Annotated in this window: 6 protein-coding genes; 5 read left to right on the top strand and 1 reads right to left on the bottom strand. The window is 76.5% G+C overall.

The window, feature by feature from the left end; all coding sequences use genetic code 11:
* Nucleotides 1–54 precede the first annotated feature (54 nt).
* From ACH4SL_RS13995 to ACH4SL_RS14010, 4 genes are read left to right on the top strand one after another with little or no spacing between them, the layout of a single operon-like run.
* Complete coding sequence (locus ACH4SL_RS13995) at nt 55–1,191, top strand: acyl-CoA dehydrogenase family protein (protein ID WP_398444857.1); 1,137 nt, start codon at nt 55–57, stop codon at nt 1,189–1,191.
* The gene (locus tag ACH4SL_RS14000; RefSeq protein WP_398444859.1) at nt 1,188–2,669 is read left to right on the top strand and encodes an amino acid adenylation domain-containing protein; all 1,482 of its coding nucleotides are present in this window, start codon (nt 1,188–1,190) and stop codon (nt 2,667–2,669) included. The genes ACH4SL_RS13995 and ACH4SL_RS14000 overlap by 4 nt, the downstream gene beginning before the upstream one ends.
* Before the next feature lie 42 nt (nt 2,670–2,711).
* Nucleotides 2,712–2,984, top strand: a complete 273-nt coding sequence (locus tag ACH4SL_RS14005; protein WP_031522765.1) for an acyl carrier protein — start codon at nt 2,712–2,714, stop codon at nt 2,982–2,984.
* A gap of 6 nt (nt 2,985–2,990) precedes the next feature.
* Nucleotides 2,991–4,337, top strand: coding sequence for an NAD(P)/FAD-dependent oxidoreductase (locus tag ACH4SL_RS14010; protein ID WP_398444861.1), 1,347 nt, complete (start codon nt 2,991–2,993; stop codon nt 4,335–4,337).
* A 13-nt stretch (nt 4,338–4,350) separates the two neighbouring features.
* Here the strand turns inward: ACH4SL_RS14010 and ACH4SL_RS14015 are convergent, their stop codons facing one another.
* Nucleotides 4,351–5,058 (bottom strand): 4'-phosphopantetheinyl transferase family protein, encoded by a 708-nt coding sequence (locus tag ACH4SL_RS14015; RefSeq protein WP_398444863.1) that lies wholly within the window; start codon nt 5,056–5,058, stop codon nt 4,351–4,353.
* Between the two features lie 76 nt (nt 5,059–5,134).
* Between ACH4SL_RS14015 and ACH4SL_RS14020 the strand changes: the two genes are divergently transcribed.
* Nucleotides 5,135–20,968, top strand: a complete 15,834-nt coding sequence (locus ACH4SL_RS14020; RefSeq protein WP_398444866.1) for an SDR family NAD(P)-dependent oxidoreductase — start codon at nt 5,135–5,137, stop codon at nt 20,966–20,968.
* The last annotated feature ends 5 nt before the right edge of the window (nt 20,969–20,973 follow it).

The following is a 20,973-nucleotide window of genomic DNA, read 5'->3' on the forward strand; positions in this document are numbered from 1 at the left end:
CGAGGTGGGATTGAATTGACAGCGATTGAATACGCACCGGAAAACGTCTGACCGATGGACTTCGAGCTGTCACCGACTCAGATCGAGCGCCGCGCCGCCGTCACCGCCGCAGTCGCCAAGCGGCTGGCCGCGCACGAGACCACCACGGATCCGGAACTGGTCCGCCTGGCGTGGAAGAACATCGCCGGCAGCGGCCTGACCGGGCTGTGCCTGCCCGAGGAGTACGGCGGGTCGGGCCTCGGCGCGCTGGACACCGCGCTGGCCCTGGAGGCCTTCGGCGCCGCCTGCCCCGACACCGGGCTGGTCTTCGGCATCGCCGCGCACCTGCTGTCGTGCGCCGTGCCCGTGGGGGAGTTCGGGGCCGCGGGCGCCCGGGACATGCTCGCGGGGATGGCGGCGGGCGACGTCATCGCCGGCAACGCCATGACCGAGGACGAGGCCGGCTCCGACGTCGGGCGCATCCGGACCACCGCGACGCGCACCGAGGGCGGCTACGTGCTCGACGGGGAGAAGTCCTTCGTCAGCAACGCCCCCGTCGCCGACGTCTTCGTCACCTACGCGGTCACCGACCCGGCCGCGGGCTTCCTGGGCATCTCGGCCTTCGCCGTGCCGCGCGACCTCGACGGCATCACCGTCGGGGAGCCGCTGCCGAAGATGGGGCTCGACGGCTGCCTCGCCGCGCGGGTGCGCTTCGAGGGCTGCGTGGTCCCGGACCGCTACCTGCTGGGGGCCGAGGGCAGCGGCGGGGCGATCTTCCAGCACTCCATGGCGTGGGAGCGCGGCTGCCTGTTCGCCGCCTACCTCGGCCTGATGGAGCGCCAGCTCGCCGAGTGCGTACGGCACACCACCGAGCGGCGGCAGTTCGGGCGGAAGATCGCCGGCTTCCAGGCCGTCTCGCACCGCGTCGCCCGGATGCGGCTGCGGCTGGAGAGCGCCCGGCTGCTGCTCTACCGCGCCTGCTGGCTGCTCGACGCGGGCCGCACCGACGTCACCGCCATCGCCATGGCGAAGACCGCCGTGTCCGAGGCCGCGGTCGCCAACAGCCTCGACGCGGTACAGCTGTTCGGCTCGGCCGGCTACGTGGCCGGCGCCGGGATCGACCAGCAGCTGCGCGACTGCCTGCCCACCACGATCTTCTCCGGGACGACCGAGATCCAGCTCGAACTCATCGCGAGGGAGACCGGGCTGTGACCCTCCACCAGCTCGTCGTGGACGCCGCCGCCCGCCGCCCCGGCGCCCTGGCCGTGACCGGCCCGGACGGCGGCCTCAGCTACGCCGAACTCGACGCCGCCGCCGACGCGATGGCCGCCCGGCTGGCCCGGCTGGGCGTCCGGCGCGGGGACCGGGTCGTGCTGTGGGCGGCCAAGAGCCCCGCGGTGGTGGCCGCGATGCAGGCCGTGCTGCGGCTCGGCGCCGCGTACGTGCCCGTCGACGGCAGCAGCCCCGTGCACCGCGTCGCCACCATCGCCCGGGACTGCGCGGCCCGCGCCGTCATGACGACCGGCGACCGGATACCGCGGCTCACCGGCGAGCTGGAGCCGGGCACCGCGCTCGACGACCTCGACGCGCCGCTGCACCCCGCGCCCCCCGTCAACACCGCGACGGAGCCCGGCGACCTGGCGTACATCCTCTACACCTCGGGCTCCACCGGCACCCCCAAGGGCGTGTGCCTGACGCACGGCAACGCGCTGGCGTTCGTCGACTGGGCGCACGGGGTCGTGCAGCCGGACGGCGAGGACCGGTTCGCCAACCACGCGCCCTTCGCGTTCGACCTGTCGGTGCTCGACCTCTACGTCGCCTTCCGGGCCGGGGCGTCCGTCCACCTCGTCCCGCCGGAGCTGTCCTTCGCCCCGGCCCAGCTCGTCGACTACCTGCACACCCAGGCCGTCACCGTCTGGTATTCCGTGCCGTCCGCCCTCGCGGTGATGATGCGGTACGGCGGGCTGCTCGACCGCCCCGCCCCCGAGGCGCTGCACACCGTGCTCTTCGCGGGCGAGCCCTTCCCGATCGCCCCCCTGCGGGAGCTGGCCGCCTGGACCGGCGCCCGGCTGATGAACCTCTACGGGCCCACCGAGACCAACGTGTGCACCTTCCACGAGGTCACCAAGGCCGACCTGGACCGCGACCGGCCCGTCCCGATCGGCATCCCCGCGAGCGGCGACCGGGTGTGGGCGGTGCGCGCCGACGGCGGCACGGCCGGCGTCGGCGAGGAGGGCGAGCTGCTGGTGGACGGCCCGACGGTGATGGCCGGCTACTGGGGCCACCCCCCGCACGCCGGCACCTACCGCACCGGCGACCTGGTCCGGGTCCTGCCCGGCGGCGGCTTCGACTACGTCGGGCGGCGCGACCACATGGTCAAGATCCGCGGCCACCGCGTCGAACTCGGCGAGGTCGAAGCGGTGCTGGAGAACCACCCAGATGTCGCCGAGGCCGCCGCCGTGGCGGCCGGCGAGGGCGTCGACACCCGGCTGGTCGTCTTCGCCGCCCCGCGGCCCGGCAGCGAGCTGGGCACCCTGGCCCTGCGCCGGCACCTGTCCCAGCACCTGCCGCGCTACATGGTCGCGGACGAGGTGCGGATCCTGGCGCCGCTGCCCAGGAACGGCAACGGCAAGATCGACCGCCCGGCGCTGGCGGCGCGCGCCGCACGGCCGGAGGCGAAGAACCCATGACCCCGAGCACGACGACCACCTCCCGGCGGAAGGGACCCCGCAATGACACCCGATGAGGTCAAGCAGCGCATCACGGCCTTCATCAGCGAGACCTTTCTCGACGGCGACCCCAAGGGCGAGCTGACCGAGTCCACCCCGCTCCTGGAGTGGGAGGTCCTCAACTCGATGAACAGCGCGCTCCTGCTGAACTTCCTGCGCGAGGAGCTGCGCGTGGACGTGCCGCTGTCGTCGATCAACGCAGCGAACTTCCGGGACATCGCCGCCATCACCAAGCTCGTGTCCGGCCTGCTCCCCCTCCCGACGGAAGGTGTCTGAGAGCCCATGAGTACCGACTACGACGTCGTGATCGTCGGCGGCGGCCCCGCCGGTTCCAGCGCCGCCTCCTACCTCGCCAAGGCCGGGATGTCGGTCGCGGTCTTCGAGGGCGCCAACTTCCCCCGCCCGCACGTGGGCGAGTCGCTCGTCCCGGCCACCACCCGGGTGCTGCTGGAGACCGGCGCGATGCCGAAGATCGAGGCGGCCGGCTTCCCGCGCAAGTACGGCGCCGCGTGGACGTCCTCCATGCCGCGCAACGTCAGCGGCAGCGCGACGACCACCTTCACCCACGAACTGGGCACCGCCGACATCCTGTTCAGCGAGCGCGACCAGGACGGCGTGGACCGCGACTACACCTTCCACGTCGACCGCAGCAAGTTCGACCTCATCCTGCTCAAGCACGCCGAGAGCCTGGGCGCCAAGGTCTTCCAGGGCGTCCGCGCGATGCGGGTGGACTTCTCCGACCCCGACCAGGTCACGCTGAACGTCAAGGTCGGCCCCAAGGAGATCGACGTCACCGCGAAGATGGTGATCGACGCCTCCGGACGGCAGACCCTGCTCGGCCGCCAGCTCGGCCTCAAGGAGCCCGACCCGGTCTTCGACCAGTACGCCATCCACGGCTGGTTCGAGGGCCTGGACCGCTCGGCGGTCGCCAACAGCCCCGAGAAGGTCGACTACATCTACATCCACTTCCTGCCGATCAGCGACACCTGGGTCTGGCAGATCCCCATCACCGACACCGTCACCAGCATCGGCGTCGTGACGCAGAAGTCCCAGTTCGCCAAGGCGAACATGGACCGGGAGAAGTTCTTCTGGAGCTTCCTGGAGAGCCGCCCCGACCTCCACGAGGCGCTGCAGAAGACCACCCAGGTCAAGGACTTCACGGTCGAGGCCGACTACAGCTACGCCATGACCGAGCTGACCGGCGACCGCTTCGTGCTGCTCGGCGACGCCGCCCGGTTCGTCGACCCGATCTTCTCCAGCGGCGTCAGCGTCGCCCTCAACAGCGCCCGGCTGGCCTGCGCCGACATCGTCAGGGCCAACGAGACCGGCGACTTCTCCAAGGCCGCCTTCGCCGGCTACGAGAAGAAGATCCGCAGCGGTGTGCGCAACTGGTACCAGTTCATCTCGGTCTACTACCGGCTGAACATCCTCTTCACCACCTTCGTGGCCGACCCCCGCTACCGGCTGGACGTCGTCCGGCTGCTCCAGGGCGACGTCTACGACGGCGACGAGCCCGAGGTGCTGCGCGTCATGCGCGAGACGGTCCTCGCCGTCGAGAACGACCCGACGCACCTGTGGCACTCCTACCTGGGCACCCTGCGCGCCCCGGTGCTCGCGCCGACTCTGTAGGCGGCGCGCCCCGTCAGCCCCGCGGCCCCGCCGCGCCCCCGCCCGGGGGCCGGTCCGGGTCCGCGGGGAGCGCCGGCGTGCGGGCCACCGCCCGTACGCCCGGCGCCCGGACCGCGACCGAGGCGAGCACACCGCCCGGCGCGGGGAGATCGGCCAGCGACCACGCGGAGAGCTCACCGCACCCGTCGGGAAGGGACACCACAGCGCCATGGGCCGTCGTGACGATGCCGCGCAAGTGGGTGGCCAGCCCGCTGCCCAGCGCCTTGGCGACCGCCTCCTTGCGCGTCCAGAAACGGAGCAGCTGCGCGTCCCGCAGCTCCTCGGGCAGGGCGTCGACGGCCGCGCGCTCGCTGCCGGCGAGTGCGGTACGGGCGAGCGCGCCGCGGTCCGGCAGCGGCCGCAGCCGCTCGACGTCCACCCCGACCGGGCCGTCCCACGCCAGCGCCGCCGCCACCACGCCGTCCGCGTGGCTGAGGCTCACGTGCAGGCCGCCGAGGCCGACGACCAGCGGGCGCCCCCGCGCGTCGCGCTCCCAGGCCTGCTGCTCCGGCGGACATGACGTGTACGCCGCGACGAGCTGCCGGCCGAGGCGATGCGCGGCGGCGCGCGTCCCGCGGTAGACCGCGGCGCGCTCCTGGAGACCGTCCGGAACGCCGGGCGGATCGCCCGCCGCCACCCAGACGACGACGTAGCCGGACCCCGCGAGGTGCGGCTCATCCATCGGTCGCCCCCTTCGGTGTCCCCGGGGATCCCGATGCCGAATTGCGGATGATCATTGTAGAGCAAGGAATTCTTCAATGGCTGAACGACCGCTGACGAGCCCGACCCCTCCGCAGGCCGAACCGATCGCCGTCGTCGGCATCGGTTGCCGCTACCCGGGCGGGGTACACGACTTCGACTCCTTCGGCGCCACCCTGAGATCCGCGGCACCCGTCTTCACCGAGGTCCCCGCGACCCGCTGGAGCCGGGAGGCCGCCCGCCAGGACGAGAACGCCACCCACCGGGGCGGCTTCCTCGACGACATCGACCGCTTCGACGCCGCCTGGTTCGGGATCTCGCCCCGCGAGGCGGCCGCGATGGACCCCCAGCAGCGGCTGCTGCTCGAAGTGGCGTGGGAGGCGATGAGCGACTCCGGGCGCCCCGCCGACGCCTGGCGCGGCACCCGCACGGGCGCGTACTTCGGCCTCTTCGCCCACGACTACGCGACGCTGCACAGCAAGACGCTCGGCGTCCAGGGCATCGGCCCGCACTACGGCAGCGGCAACGAGTTCAGCTTCGCCGCGGGCCGCCTCGCCTACACCTTCGACCTGCGCGGGCCGATGGCCTCGCTCAGCGTCGCGTGCTCCTCCTCGCTGCTCGCGGTGCACCTGGCGGGCCAGAGCCTGCGCTCCGGCGAGACCGACGTCGTGCTCGCGGGCGGCGTCAACCTCATGATGTCGCCCGAGCTGACCGTCTTCATGAACCGCATCGGCGCGATCTCGCCGACCGGCCGCTGCCGCCCCTTCGCGGCCGACGCCGACGGCATCCTGCGCTCCGAGGGCTGCGGCGTCGTCGTCCTCAAGCGGCTGTCCGACGCGCTCGCCGACCACGACCGCGTTTACGCCGTCATCCGCTCCTCCGCCGCCAACCACGACGGCCGCAGCCTCGGCATCACCGCCCCCAACGGCGCCGCCCAGGCCGAGCTGCTGCACACCGCACTCGGCGCCGCCGGGCTCGCCGCGTCCGACCTCGACTACGTGGAGGCGCACGGCACCGGCACCCCGCTCGGCGACCAGGTCGAGCTGATGGCGCTGCACGAGGTCTACGGCCGCCCGCGCGAGGCCGGGCTGCGGCCGCTCTACGTCGGCTCCAACAAGGGCGTCTTCGGCCACACCGACGGCGCCGCGGGCGTCGCCGGCCTGCTCAAGGGCCTGTGGGTGATCGGCTCCCAGGAGGTGCCCGCGCAGCCCGACCCCGGCCGGCTCACCTCCGCGGTGCCGTGGGACCGCGGCGCGATGGCGGTGCCCGTCAGCCCCGTCGACCTCGCGGAGACCGGCCGCCCGCTGCGGGTCGGCGTCAGCTCGTCCGGGCTCAGCGGCACCAACGTCCACGTCATCGCCGAGGGCGTCGCCCCCGCCTCCGCCTCCGCCGCCCCCGAGCCCGCGGCCGGCCCGTACGTCCTGCTCGCCTCCGCCTTCCACGAGGAGGGCCTGGCCGGGCAGCTCGCCGGGATGCGCGCGCGGCTCGCCGCCGAGGGGGACACGCCCGGCGACCTGCTCGCCTCCGCCGCCACCCGGCGCACCCACGAGCGGCACCGCTTCGCCGCGGTGGCCGCGAGCCCGGCGGAACTGGCCGCGGCCCTCGCCGACGACGACGCCGAAGGCGCCCGTACCGGGACCGCCGACCCCGAGAACACCCCCGAACCGGTCTTCGTCTACTCCGGCCAGGGCGCCCAGTGGGCGGGCATGGCCGCCGACCTGTACGAGGCCTCGCCCGTCGTCCGCGACGTCCTCGACGAATACGACGCGCTGATCCGGCAGGACCTGCCCTGGTCGCTCGTCGAGGAGCTGCGGCGCACCGAGGGCAGCCGCCTCGACCGCACCGACTACGCGCAACCCGCGCTGCTCGCCGTCCAGTCGGCCGTGACGGAATGGCTCGCCTCGGCCGGGATCCGGCCCGCCGCCGTGGTCGGCCACAGCGTCGGGGAGATCGCCGCCGCGCACGCCGCGGGCGCGCTCACCCGCGGCGAGGCCGTCACGCTCGCCGTCCGGCGCGGGCAGATCCTCCAGGAGACGGCGGGCCGCGGCGCGATGCTCGCCGTCCGCACCGACCGCGAGACGGCCGAGGCGCTGCTCGCCGACGCCGGGCCCGGCGTCGTGGTCGCCGCCGTCAACGGGCCCGGGGCGGTCGTCCTCAGCGGGCCCGCCGACGCGGTCGACCGGGCGGCGGCGATCGCCGAGGCACGCGGCATCCGATGTAAGAAGCTGGCCGGCGACTACGCCTTCCACAGCCCGGTGGTCGCCGACTGCGGCCCCCTGCTGCGGGAGGCGCTCGCCGGTCTGGCCCCCGCGGCGCCCGCGGTGCGGCTGCTCTCCAGCGTCCTGCCCGGCGAGGCGGGCGTCACCTTCGACGCCGCCTACTGGGAGCGCAACCTCACCGACCCCGTGCTGCTGTGGCCTGCGGTCGACGCGCTGCTCGCCGAGGGCGAGCGGGCCCTCGTCGAGATCGGCCCGCACCCCACCCTGACCCGGCAGCTCACCGACGCCGTACGGCACCGCGGCCGCCGCGCCCCGGTCACCGCGACCCTGCGCCGCGGCGAGGACGGCCTCCTCGCCCTGCACCGCACCGCCGCGGGGCTCCACGTGGGCGGCGTCGAGGTCGACTGGACCCGACTCACGGGCACCCCCGCCCGCTACCGCTCCCTCCCCACCCCGTCCTGGGGCGGCGCCCACCACTGGCTCCCGGGCGTCGAGCCCGGCGACCAGGGCCTCGCGGCCGCGGCCGCGGCGGCCCCGGCGCAGGTGCGGCTGAGCCTGCTGGACGACGCGGGGCGCGTCATCGGCGAGATGCTGGCGCATCCGGCGGGGGCCGCGGGCGCGGCTGACGCCGCGGGATACGCGGGTGGTTCGGGTGCCGCGAACGGTACGGGCGTTGCCGACGGCGCCGGCCGCGCGCACGGTGGCGTCCTGGCGGACGGCTCGGGCGCAGCCAACGGCGCGGGCTACACCGCTGGTTCGGGTGCCGCGAACGGCGGCGGTCACGCGAACGACACCGGCGTCGCCAACGGCTCAGGTCCTGCGGGCGGTTCGGGTGCCGCGAACGGCGCCGGCCCCGCGAGCGGCGGGATGCTGGCGAACGGCTCGCGAGCCGCCAACGGGGCCGGTGACGCTGCAGGTTCGGGCGCCGCCAACCGCGCGGGTCACGCCGGGGGTTCGGGCGCTGTCAACGGCGGTGCCTACGCGGCGGGTTCGGGCGCCGTCAACGGCGGCCCGCTCGACGGCCACGGCGCCGCCGGCGTCTCCCCGGCCCACGCCCCTGCCACCGGTGGCGGGCGGGTGCGGGGGAACGGCGGGGTGCTGCGGCGGGTCGAGGAGCATGTCGTCGCCGTGCTCGGGTTCGGCGAGGGGGAGCGGCCCGCGCGCCGCCGCGGGCTGTTCGACCAGGGACTGGACTCGCTCACCGCCGTCGAGCTGCGCGACCGCCTCGCCGCCGACTTCGGCGTGGAGCTGCCCACCACGATCGTCTTCGAGCAGCCGACCGTCGAGGCGCTCGCGGCGTACCTCGCCGAGGCCGCACCGCAGGACGGCCCCGCGCGGGGCGCGGCGGCTCCCGCCGACGCCCCGGAGGCGGAGGACGACGCCGTCGCCGTCGTCGGCATGGCGTGCCGGCTGCCCGGCGCGAATTCGCCCGAGCAGTTCTGGGCGATGCTCACCGAGGGCCGCGACGCCGTACGCGACCTGCCCGCCGCGCGCCGCGCCGACCCGATGTGGGCCGAGGCCGCGCCCGGCGTACCGCTGCGCGGCGGCTTCCTCGACGACGTCACCGGCTTCGACGCGCCGTTCTTCCGCGTCTCGCCGCGCGAGGCGAAGGCGCTCGACCCGCAGCACCGGCTGCTGCTGGAGGTCTCCTGGGAGGCGATGGAGGACGCGGGCACCCCGCCCGCCGCGCAGGCGGGCAAGGACGTCGGCGTCTACTTCGGCCTCAACACCGCCGACTACCAGCAGCTGCTGACCCGCGACATGGCCGACGTCGACCACTTCTACGGCACCGGCACGACCTTCGCCGCCGCCGTGGGCCGGCTGTCGTACTTCCTCGGGCTGAACGGCCCGAGCATCGCCGTGGACACCGCGTGCTCGTCCTCGCTGACGGCCGTGCACCTGGCCTGCCAGGGCCTGCGCGAGGGGGACTGCGAGGTCGCCGTCGTCGGCGGCGCCAACGTCATCGCCGCGCCCACCGTGTCCGTGTCCATGGCGGGCGCGGGCGCGCTCGCCCCGGACGGGCGCTGCAAGACCTTCGACGAGGCCGCGGACGGCTACGGCCGCGGCGAGGGCGCGGCCGCCCTCGTCCTCAAGCCGCTGTCCGCCGCCCGGCGGGACGGCGACCGCGTCTACGCCGTGATCCGCGGCTCGGCCGTCAACCAGGACGGTGCCAGCGGCGGCATGACCGTACCCAACGCCTCCGCGCAGGTCGCCGTCATCCGGCGCGCCGTGCGGGCCGCGGGCTGGGCCCCGCGCGACGTCGACTACGTCGAGGCGCACGGAACCGGCACCCCGCTGGGCGACCCGATCGAGGTGCGCGCGCTCGCCGAGGCGCTCGGCTCCGGGCGCGGCGCGGACGAGGACCTGCTGATCGGCGCGGCGAAGGCGAGCGTCGGCCACCTGGAGGCCGCCGCCGGCGTCACCGGCCTGCTCAAGGTCGTCCTCGCCGTGCACCGCGGCGAGTTGCCGCCGCAGCCGCTCAACCGGCCCTCCTCGCACATCGACTGGGACACCCTCCCGGTCTCCGTCGTGACCTCGCGCCGCGCCTGGCCCGAGCGCGGCCACCCGCGGCGCGCGGGCGTCAGCGCCTTCGGCTTCACCGGCAGCAACGCGCACGTCGTCGTCGAGCAGCCACCCGCGGCCCCGGCGCCGCCCGCGCTGCCGCCGCGCCGCGCCCCGTACGTCCTGATGGTCACCGCGGCGGCCGAACCCGCGCTGCGGCAGGCGGCCGGGCGGCTCGCCGCGCGGCTGCGCGCCGCTCCGGCGGAGGTGGACGACATCGTCCTCACCGCCGCCTACCGCCGCTCCTGGCTGGGCCACCGGCTCGCCGTCACCGGCCGCGACGCCGAGTCGCTGGCCGCGGCCCTGGAGGTCGCCGCCCGCGGCGGCAGCACGCCCGCCACCCGGAGCGGCCAGGTCCCGGACGGCGTGGAGCGCGCCACCGGCTTCCTCTACGGGGCCGAGCCGCCGTCCCCGGCCCTGCGCGAACAGCTCGCCGCCGTACCGGAGTACGCCGACGCGCTGCGCGCCTGCGCGGAGCGGCTGGCCGCGCTGACCGGCGCGCGGGTCGACCCGTTCGGCGAGCCGCCCGCCGCGCTCGCGGCTGCCTACCTGCTGTGCCACCACGTGGCCGCCGCCCGGCTGTGGACCTCCGTCGGCCTCGCGCCGGACGCCGTGACCGGCCAGGGCGCGGGCGAACTCGGCGCCGCCTGGGCCGCGGGGCGGCTCGACCTCGACGACGCGCTGCGGCTCGCCGCCGGGCAGGAGTCGAGTGCCGCGCTGCGCCCCGCCGCCGTCCCCGAGATCCCCGCGGACGGCGCGGCGCCCGCCGCCAAGCCCGGCGACCTCGCCGCCCGCGCCCGCCGCGGCGCGCCCGCGGAGCTGTCCGCGACACTCGCGGCGGACCTGGCGGCGGAGGGCGTGGACGTCCTCGTCGACGTACTGCCCCGCGACCTCCCGGCGGCCCTGGCCGCCCTCGCCGCGCCGACCGAGGACGCCGCCGACCCCCTGGACCGCCTCGCGGCAACGGCCGCGTCCCTCCTCGCGGCCGGAGCCGTCCCCCCACCGGCGAAGCCCACCCGCCCCCCGGTGAGCCTCCCCGCGTACCCCTGGCAGCACCAGCGCCACTGGTACCGCGACGCAGCCGAACTCCCCGGCGCCGCCCGCATCCCCTGGGTCCTGTCCGCAGCCAGCGCCACCGGCCTCCGCGCCCGCGCCGCCGCCCTCGCCGCGACCGCGGCAACCCCCGGAACCGACCCGGCAGCGGTGGGCGCGGCCCTGGCACAGGCGGCGCACCTCGCCGTGGCCCCGGAGGCCGCCGTGCCCGGCGCCGGTGCGGAACTCGCGGGCGCGTCCGGTGCGTTCGGCGCGGCTTCCGAGCCCGGCGCGACGCCGGGTGTTGCCGTGCCGGGGCGCCGTACATCGGCCGACGCCGACGTGTCCGGCGCCGGTGCTGCGGCGGACGTCGCCCGGCCCGGGGCGGGTGCGGCGCATGCCACCGTGCCCGGGACCCGTGCACCGGCGGACGCCACCGAGCCCGAAGCCCGTACGTCGGCGGACACGGACCAGCCCGGCGCCGGTGCGGCGAACCCTGCCGTGCCCGAGACCCGTGCGTCGGCGGACGCCGCCGTGCCCGGCGCTGGTGCTGCGGCGGAGGCTGCCGTGCCCGGCGCCGGTGCGGAACTCGCGGGCGCGTCCGGCGCGTTCGGCGCGGCGCCCGAGCCCGGCGCGACGCCGGGTGTTGCCGTACCGGGGCGCCGTGCGTCGGCCGACGCCGACGTGCCCGGCGCCGGTGTCGAACTCGCAGGCGCGGACAGCGCGTTCGGCGCGTACCGCGCGGTCGTCATGGCCGGGGACGGCAAGGGGTTCGGTGACGCGCTCGCCGCGCTCGTCGAGGGGCGGGCCGGTGCGCACCTGTACCAAGGGGCGGGCGGGGCCGCGAAGGTCGCGCTGGTGTTTCCCGGGCAGGGGGCCCAGTGGGCCGGGATGGCGCGGGAACTCATGGGCGCGGAGCCCGCGTTCGCCGCGCAGATGCGCGCATGCCATGACGCGCTTGCGGAGTTCACGGACTGGTCGCTCGCCGATGTCGTCGCGGACGCGCCCGGTGCCGCCGGGCTCGACCGGGTCGACGTCGTGCAGCCCACCCTCTTCGCCGTGATGGTCTCGCTCGCCGCGCTGTGGCGGGCGTACGGGGTCGAACCCGCCGCCGTCGTCGGGCACTCGCAGGGGGAGATCGCCGCCGCGTACGTCGCGGGGGCGCTGTCGCTGCGGGACGCCGCGCGGGTGGTGGCGCTGCGCAGCGCCGAGCTGGCCCGGATGGAGGGCCAGGGCGGCATGGCCTCGGTCGCGCTCGGCGAGGACGCCGTCACCGCGATCCTGGAGCGCTTCGCCGGGCGGCTGTCGGTCGCCGCGGTCAACGGCCCGGCCAGCACCGTGGTCGCGGGCGACGTGGACGCGCTCGACGAGATGGCCGACGTGTGCGAACGCGGCGGCATCCGCTTCCGCCGGGTCGACGTCGACTACGCCTCGCACTCGCCGCACGTGGAGCAGATCCGCGAACGGCTCGCCGTGGTCCTCGCGGGCATCACGCCCCGCCCGGCGCGCGTGCCGTTCTACTCCTCCGCGACCGGCGGGCTGCTCGACACCGCCGAACTCGGCGCGGACTACTGGTACTACAGCCTTCGCGAGCGCGTCCGCTTCGAGGAGGCGGTCGGCGCGCTGCTCGCCGACGGGCACACCCTGCTCGTCGAGGCCAGCCCGCACCCGGTGCTGACCCCCGCCGTCGAGGAGACCGCCGAGCGTGCGGGCGGCGGCGCGCGCGCCCTGGGCACCCTGCGCCGCGACGACGGCGGCACCGCCCGCTTCCACGCCGCCCTCGCCGACGCGTACGCGCTGGGCGCCCCCGTCGACTGGCGGCCCGCCTTCGCCGGGCGCGAGCCGGAGCCGACGGACATCCCGGACCTCGCCGCGCGCGAACTCGACGCCTGGCGCTACCGCGTCGAGTGGCAGCCCGCCGCGGCCCCCGCCGACGCCCCGCCCACCGGCCGCTGGCTGGTCCTGGCCTCCGCCGAGGGGGAGGGGCAGGCGCTCGCGCAGGCCGCGGGCGCGGCCCTGGCAGCGGGCGGCGCCGAGGTCGTACCGCTCGCCCTGGACGCGGCGCGCGACGGCCGCGAGCAGTTCGCCGGTCTGCTGCGCGGCGCGGACGCCGCGCAGGCCGCGGGCGTGCTGTCGCTGCTCGCGCTGGACGGCCGCCCGCACGGCGACTTCGCCGACGTGCCCGCCGGGACGGCGGCGACGCTGGCCCTCGTGCAGGCGCTCGGCGACGCCGCGGCCGACGTGCCCGTGTGGTGCGTGACCGCGGGCGCGGTGGGCGCCGGGGACGGCGACCTGACCGCGCCCGAGCAGGCCCAGGTCTGGGGCATGGCCCGGGTCGCGGGCCTGGAGGCCCCGCAGCGCTGGGGCGGCCTGGTCGACCTGCCCGCCGCGCCCGGCGCGGAGCACCTCGCCACGCTGTGCGCGGTGCTGGGCGGCGGCCTGGGCGCCGAGGACCACGTGGCCGTACGGGACAGCGGCGTGCTCGTCCGCCGGCTGGTGCGCGACCCGGTGGCCGAGCGCCCCGCCCCGCGCACCTGGCGGCCCGGCGGCAGCGTGCTCGTCACCGGCGGCACCGGGCGGCTCGGCCGCCGGCTGGCCCGCTGGCTCGCGGCGTCCGGCGCCGAGCACGTGATCCTGGCGAGCCTGCGCGGCCCCGACGCCCCGGGCGCGGCCGAACTGGAGGCCGAACTCGTCCGCGCCGGAGCCGCGGTGACGCTCACCGCCGCCGACGTGGCCGACCCGGCCGCGACGGCCGCCCTGCTGGCGGAGGCCCGCGCCGCCGGGCGCCCGGTGCGCACCGTGCTGCACGCGGCCGTCGTCCCCGAGCCCGGCCCGCTCGCCGGTACGTCGCTCGCGCGGCTCGCGGGCACCCTGCGGGCCAAGGCGACCGGCGCGCGCGTGCTCGACGAACTGCTGGACGGCGAGCACGCGGCCGAGGTGGACGCCTTCGTGCTGTTCTCCTCCGTCGCGGGCGTGTGGGGCGCCGCGGAGAACGGCGCCTTCGCCGCCGCCGACGGCTACCTCGACGCCCTCGCCACCCGCCGCCGCGCCCGCGGCCAGGCCGGTACGGCGGTCGCCTGGAGCTTCTGGAACGCCTTCGGCGACGACGCCGGGGATTCCGAGGTGCAGGAGATGTTCACCAGCCAGTCCGAGCGCCAGGGCCTGCCGCTGCTGGACCCGGCGCAGGCGCTCGCGGCGCTGCGGCAGGTGCTCGACCGGGACGAGCCGTCCGTGGCCGTCGCCGACGTCGACTGGGACCGCTTCGCCCCGCTCTACACCGCCGCCCGCCCCCGGCCCTTCCTCGACGCGCTCCCGGAGGTCCGGGGCGCCGCGCCGCAGGCCGCGGCGGAGGCGGGCGACAGCGCGCTGGCCCGGCTGCTCGCCGGCACACCGGAGTCGGAGCGCGAGTGGGCGGTGCTGGACCTGGTCCGTACCGAGGCCGCGGCCGTGCTCGGCTTCGCCAAGGCGGCCGACGTCGACCCCGACCGGCCCTTCACCGAGATGGGCTCGGACTCCGTCACCGCGGTGGAGTTCCGCACCCGGCTGAACACCGCGACCGGGCTGACGCTGCCCGCGTCCGTCGCCTTCGACTACCCGACCGCCGCGGCCGTCGCGGGCTGCCTGCTGGAGATGGCGCCCGGCGCGGCCGCCGCGCAGGAGGCGGCCGTCGCGTCGGAGAACATCTTCGGGGCGGACGAGCCGATGGCGATCGTGGGCATGTCCTGCCGGCTGCCGGGCGGGGTGACCACGCCGGACGAATACTGGCGGCTGCTGGCCGAGGGCCGCGACGCGGTGTCCGGCTTCCCCACGGACCGCGGCTGGGAGCTGGACGGGCTGTTCGACGCCGACCCGGACCGGCTCGGCACCTCGTACGTCAGCGAGAGCGCCTTCCTGGACGACGCCGCCGACTTCGACGCGGAGTTCTTCGGGATCTCGCCGCGCGAGGCCGTCACGATGGACCCGCGGCAGCGGCTGCTGCTGGAGGGCGCCTGGGAGCTGTTCGAGAACGCCGGGATCGACCCGCAGAGCGTGCGCGGCAGCCGTACCGGCGTCTTCGTCGGCGCCGGGCCCACCGACTACGCGACCGGCGCGCCGCTGGCACCCGCCAGCGCCGAGGGGTACGCCGTCACGGGCAGCACACCGGCCGTCATCTCGGGCCGGGTGTCGTACTTCTTCGGGCTGGAGGGCCCGGCGGTGACCATCGACACCGCGTGCTCGTCGGCGCTGGTGTCGCTGCACATGGCCTGCCAGGCGCTGCGCGCGGGCGAGTGCACGATGGCGGTCGCGGGCGGTGTCTCGGTGATCTCCAGCCCGAAGGTCTTCGTCGAGTTCAGCCGGCAGCGCGCGCTGTCCCCGGACGGGCGCTGCAAGGCCTTCGCGGAGGCCGCCGACGGCACCGGCTTCTCCGAGGGCCTCGGCCTGCTGCTGGTCATGCCGCTGTCGCTGGCCCGCAGCCAGGGCCACGAGGTGCTCGCGGTGATCCGCGGCTCCGCGATGAACCAGGACGGCGCCTCCAACGGCCTGACCGCGCCCAACGGCCCCTCCCAGCAGCGGGTCATCCGGCAGGCCGTCGCCAACGCGGGTCTGACGCTGCGGGACGTGGACGTCGTCGAGGCGCACGGCACGGGCACCACGCTGGGCGACCCGATCGAGGCGCAGGCGCTGCTCGCGACGTACGGCCAGGACCGCCCGGCCGGGAAGCCGCTGCTGCTCGGCTCGGGCAAGTCCAACATCGGCCACACGCAGGCCGCGGCCGGCGCGGTCGGCGTGCTGAAGATGGTGCTGTCCATGCGGCACGGCACCATCCCGGCGACGCTGCACGTCGACGAGCCCAGCACCAAGGTCGACTGGACGGCGGGCGCGGTCGAGCTGACCGTCAAGGCGCAGCCGTGGCCCGCCGACGACCACCCGCGGCGCGCGGGCGTCTCCTCCTTCGGTGTGAGCGGCACCAACGTCCACCTCATCCTCGAACAGGCGCCCGCCGCACCGGAATCCGGGACGGACGTCGCCGCGCCCGCCGCCCCGCCCGTGCTGTGGCCCGTCTCGGCGGCCTCCGCGGCCGGGCTGCGGCAGCAGGCGGGCAAGCTGGCCGAGGCCCTCGCGGCCGGGCCCGGCGCCGCCGGACCGCTGCCCCGCGACGTCGGCTGGAGCCTGGCCGCGAGCCGCGCCGCGCTGCCGCACCGCGCGGTGGTGCTGGGCGGCGCGGCAGGGGGCCCCGCCGACCGGATCGCCGGGCTCGCCCGGCTGGCCGACGGCGAGCCCGACCCCGGGCTCGTGCACGGCATCGCGCGCCGCAAGCCGCGTGTCGTGTTCGTCTTCCCCGGGCAGGGCTCCCAGTGGGCCGGTATGGCCGCCGAACTCCTGGACACCTCACCGGAGTTCGCGAGCAGCATCCGCGAGTGCGAGCAGGCCCTCGCCCCCTACACCGACTGGTCGCTCACCGGCGTGCTCCGGCAGGCCGCGGGGGCGCCGGGCCTGGAGCGGGTCGACGTCGTCCAGCCCGCGCTCTTCGCCGTGATGGTCTCTCTCGCCCGGCTGTGGCAGCACTACGGGGTGAACCCGGCGGCCGTCGTCGGCCACTCCCAGGGCGAGATCGCCGCCGCCCACGTGGCCGGGGCGCTGTCGCTGGAGGACGCCGCGCGGATCGTCGCCGTGCGCTCGCTGGCGATCACCCGGCTGACCGGCTCGTCCGGCATGGCCTCGCTCCAGGCGGACGAGCGGCTGGCGGCCGAACTCCTCGCCCCCGCCGGGGGACGCCTCACCATCGCGACCGTCAACAGCCCCTCGCAGGTCGTCGTCGCGGGCGAGACCGCCGACCTCGACGAGCTGACCGAGGAGTGCGAGCGGCGCGGCATCCGCATCCGCCGCATCGAGGTCACCTACGCCTCCCACTCGCCGCAGGTCGAGCCGATGCGCGAGGACCTGCTGGCCAAGCTCAGGGGCATCGCCCCGCAGCGCGCCCGCATCCCCTTCTACAGCGCGGTGACCGGCGAACCGCTCGACACCACCGAGCTGGACGCCGGGTACTGGTTCCGCAACCTGCGCGAGCCGGTGCTCTTCGCCCGCGCCACCAGGGCGCTGCTGGACAACGGCTTCAGCATGTTCGTCGAGGTCACCCCGCACCCCGTGCTCACCGCCGCCGTCATGGACACCGCGGTGTCCGCGGACGACCCCGCCGAGCCCGTCACCGTCGGCTCGCTGCGCCGCGACGAGGGCGGCATGGCCCGCTTCACCGCCTCCCTCGCCGAGGCCTGGGCCAACGGCGCCGAGCTGGACTGGGGCAGGCTGCTCCCCGGCGGCCGGTCCGTCCCGCTGCCGACCTACGCCTTCGACCGGCAGCGGTTCTGGCTGGAGGAGGAGCGCGCCGCCGTCGACCCCGCCGGCCTCGGCGTGGGCACCCCGGACCACCCGCTGCTGGGCGCCGCCGTCGAACTCGCCGACAGCGGCGGCCTGGTCCTCACCGGACGGCTCTCCACCGCCACCCGCCCCTGGCTCGCCGACCACGCCGTCAACGGCGTGGCCCTGCTGCCCGGCACCGGCTTCGCCGAACTCGCCCTGCGCGCGGGGGCCGAGGCGGGCTGCCCGCGCGTCGAGGAACTGACCCTGGAGGCCCCGCTGCTGCTGCGCGGCACCGAAGCCGTCCGCCTCCAGCTCATGGTGGGCGCCCCCGACGGCACCGGGCAGCGGCCGCTCGCCGTCTACTCCCGGCCCGAGGGCCAGGACGGCGAGTGGACGCGGCACGCCTCCGCGCTGCTCACCGCGGCCGAAGGCCCCGACCCGGCGCCGCTCGCGGCCTGGCCGCCGCCCGGCGCCGAACCGGTCGCGATGGACCAGGAGTCCTTCTACGCCGCCGGGGCCGAGGCCGGCTACACCTACGGCCCGTCCTTCCAGGGCCTGGCCCGCGCCTGGCTGCGCGGCGACGAGGTCTACGCCGAGGTGACGCCGCCCGCGGGCGTGCAGGACGAGGCAGGCCGCTACGGCATGCACCCGGCCCTGCTCGACGCCGCCCTGCACGCCATGGTCCTGGCGCCCCACGCCGACCAGGGCGACGGGCAGGGCCGCACCGTACGGCTGCCGTTCAGCCTCGCGGGCGTCCGGCTCCTCGCGTCCGGCGCCCGCACCCTGCGCGTCCGCATCTCCCCGGCCGGTACGGGCGCGGTCGCGCTGACCGCCGCCGACGAGACCGGCGAGCCCGTCCTCGCCGTCGAACGCCTCGTCACCCGGCCGGTGTCCGCCGAGGCGCTGGCGACCGCCGCGAACCCCGCGGGCCGCTCGCTCTTCCGGCTCGACTGGGTGCCGCTGCCGACCCCCGCGGAAAGCGCCGCGGGCGACTGGGCGCTCGTCGGCGAGGACGCCTTCGGCCTGACCGGCGCGCTGCCGGGCGCCGGGGTGGACCTCACCGCCCACCCGGACCTGGCCGCCCTGCTGGGCGCCCTCGACGGCGGCGCGGCCGCCCCCCGCATCGCGGTGCTCTGCTGCGCCAAGGCACCCGGGGCGGCGCTGCCCGGCGCGGCGCTCGACCTCACCGCCTCCGTCCTCGGCGACCTCCAGGCCTGGCTGGACAGCGAGCGGACGGCCGACACCCGGCTCGTCGTCATCACCCGCCGGGCCCTCCCGGCGGGCGAGGACGACGCGATCTACGACCTGGCCGCCTCCCCGGTCTGGGGCCTGGTCCGCTCCGCGCAGGCCGAGAACCCCGGGCGGATCGTCCTCGTCGACCTCGACGAGGACGAATGGGCCACCGCCCTCGTGCACGCCCTCGCCGGTGACGAGCCGCAGCTCGCGATCCGCGGCGGCGCGCCGCTCGTCCCGCGGCTCGCGGCGACGGGCACCCCGCAGGGCCGGCTGACCCCGCCGCTCGGCGGGCGCTGGCGGCTGGAACCCGACCCGGCCGGCGTCCTGGACGCCATCACCGCCGTGCCCTGCCCGGACACCGCGGAAGCGCTCGCGCCCGACCAGGTGCGCGTACGGGTCCGCGCCGCCGGCATCGCCTTCCACGATCTGCTCGTCGCGCTCGGACTGCCGCCGGACGACGGCCTGTTCATCGGCGGCGAGGGCGCGGGCACGGTCGCCGCGGTCGGCTCCGGTGTGACCGGCCTGAAGCCGGGCGACCGGGTCCTCGGCCTGATGCCGCGCGCCTTCGCCACCGAGGCCGTCACCGACCACCGCTGGGTCGTGCCGATGCCCGCGGGCTGGACCTTCGAGCAGGCGGCCGCGGTCCCGTCCGCCTACCTCACCGCCTGGTTCGCGCTCACCGCGGTGGCGCGGCTGCGCGCCGGGCAGCGCGTCCTGATCCACGCGGCGGCCGGCGGCGTCGGCACCGCGGCCGTCCGGATCGCCCGGCACCTGGGCGCCGAGGTCTTCGCCACCGCGAGCCCCGGCAAGCACGACACGCTGCGGCTCATGGGCCTGGACGACGCGCACCTCGCCTCCTCGCGGGATTCCGACTTCGCCGACCGGATCCTCGCCGCCACCGGCGGCGCGGGCGTGGACACCGTCCTCAACTCGCTGACCGGCGACCTCGTCGGCGCGGGGATGCGGGTGCTGCCGAACGGCGGGCATTTCGTCGAACTGGGCAAGACCGACCGGCGCGACCCCGCGCAGGTCGCCGCGGAATTCCCCGGCGTCGTCTACACACCGGTCGACCTCGTGCCGGACATGAGCCCGCAGACCGTACGGGACACGCTCGCCGAGGTCGTCGCCCTGCTGCGGGACGGCGCGCTCGCGCCGCTGCCCGTCCGCACCTGGGACGTACGCGACGCGTCCGCCGCCTTCCGCCACATGGCGCAGGCCAAGCACACCGGCAAGCTCGTCCTGACCGTCCCGCCCGCGCCCGATCCCGAGGGCACCGTCCTGGTCACCGGCGGCACCGGAACGCTCGGCGCCCTGGTCGCCAAGCACCTCGCCGGGCCGTGGGGCATGCGCCACCTGGTGCTCGCCAGCCGGCAGGGCCCGGACGCGCCGGGCGCGGCCGAACTGGTCGCGGAGCTGGCCGCGTTGGGCGCCGAGGCGCGGGTGGCCGCGTGCGACATCGCCGACCGGGACGCGCTCGCCGCGCTGCTCGGCGGGCTGCCCGCCGGGCACCCGCTCACCGCCGTCGTGCACACCGCGGGCGTCCTGGACGACACGGTCCTCGGCTCGCTCACCCCCGACCGGCTCGCGCCCGTGCTGCGGCCCAAGGTCGACGCCGCCGTCCACCTCGACGAGCTGACCGCCGACCTCGACCTCGGCATGTTCGTCATGTACTCCTCCGCCGCGGGGCTCCTCGGCAACCCCGGGCAGGCCAACTACGGCGCCGCGAACGTCTTCCTGGACACCCTCGCCGCCGTCCGCCGCTCGCGCGGCCAGGCGGGCAGCTCGCTCGCCTGGGGCCTGTGGGCCAACGACAGCGCGCTGACCGGGCAGATGAACGCCCAGGACCGGGACCGGCTCTCCCGCTCGGGTGCGCGGGCCATGTCCGCCGCCGAGGGCCTGGCCCTCTTCGACCAGGGCGCCCGCGCCGCCGAGCCGCTGGTGGTGACCGCGCACATCGACCGCGAGGCGCTGCGCGCCCAGGACGCCGCGGGCACGCTGCCGCCGGTGATGCGGCTGCTCGCGCCGCGCCGCACCGGGCCCGCGCGCACCGCGGCCTCGGGTCCGGCCGCCGCACCGGGCGGCGCCGAGCAGTTCGCCGGGATGACGGCGGGCGAGCGGCGGCAGGCGCTCGTGGTGCTGGTCAGGAAGCAGTCCGCCGCGGTGCTGGGCCACGGCTCGGCGTCCGCGCTGGACGTCGACCGCGGCTTCGTCGAGATGGGCTTCGACTCGCTCACCGCCGTCGAGCTGCGCAACCGGCTCGCCGGGGCGACCGGCCTGCGGCTGCCCGCGACCGTCATCTTCGACTGCCCGACGCCCACGGACCTCGCCCGGCGGCTGAACGACATGCTCGCCCCGGCCGACGAGGCACCGGCCGATCCTCCCGGCGACCTGCCGGAAGAGGCCGCGGACGACGACGGCCCGGCTGACGACGGCCCGATCGACGACGACCTGGTCGACGACATGGACGTGGACGAGCTGATCCGCGCCGCGAACTCCGGAGAGTGAGGTCC

The sequence above is a fragment of the Streptomyces sp. NPDC021020 genome (assembly GCF_044333285.1).
Classification (GTDB): domain Bacteria; phylum Actinomycetota; class Actinomycetes; order Streptomycetales; family Streptomycetaceae; genus Actinacidiphila.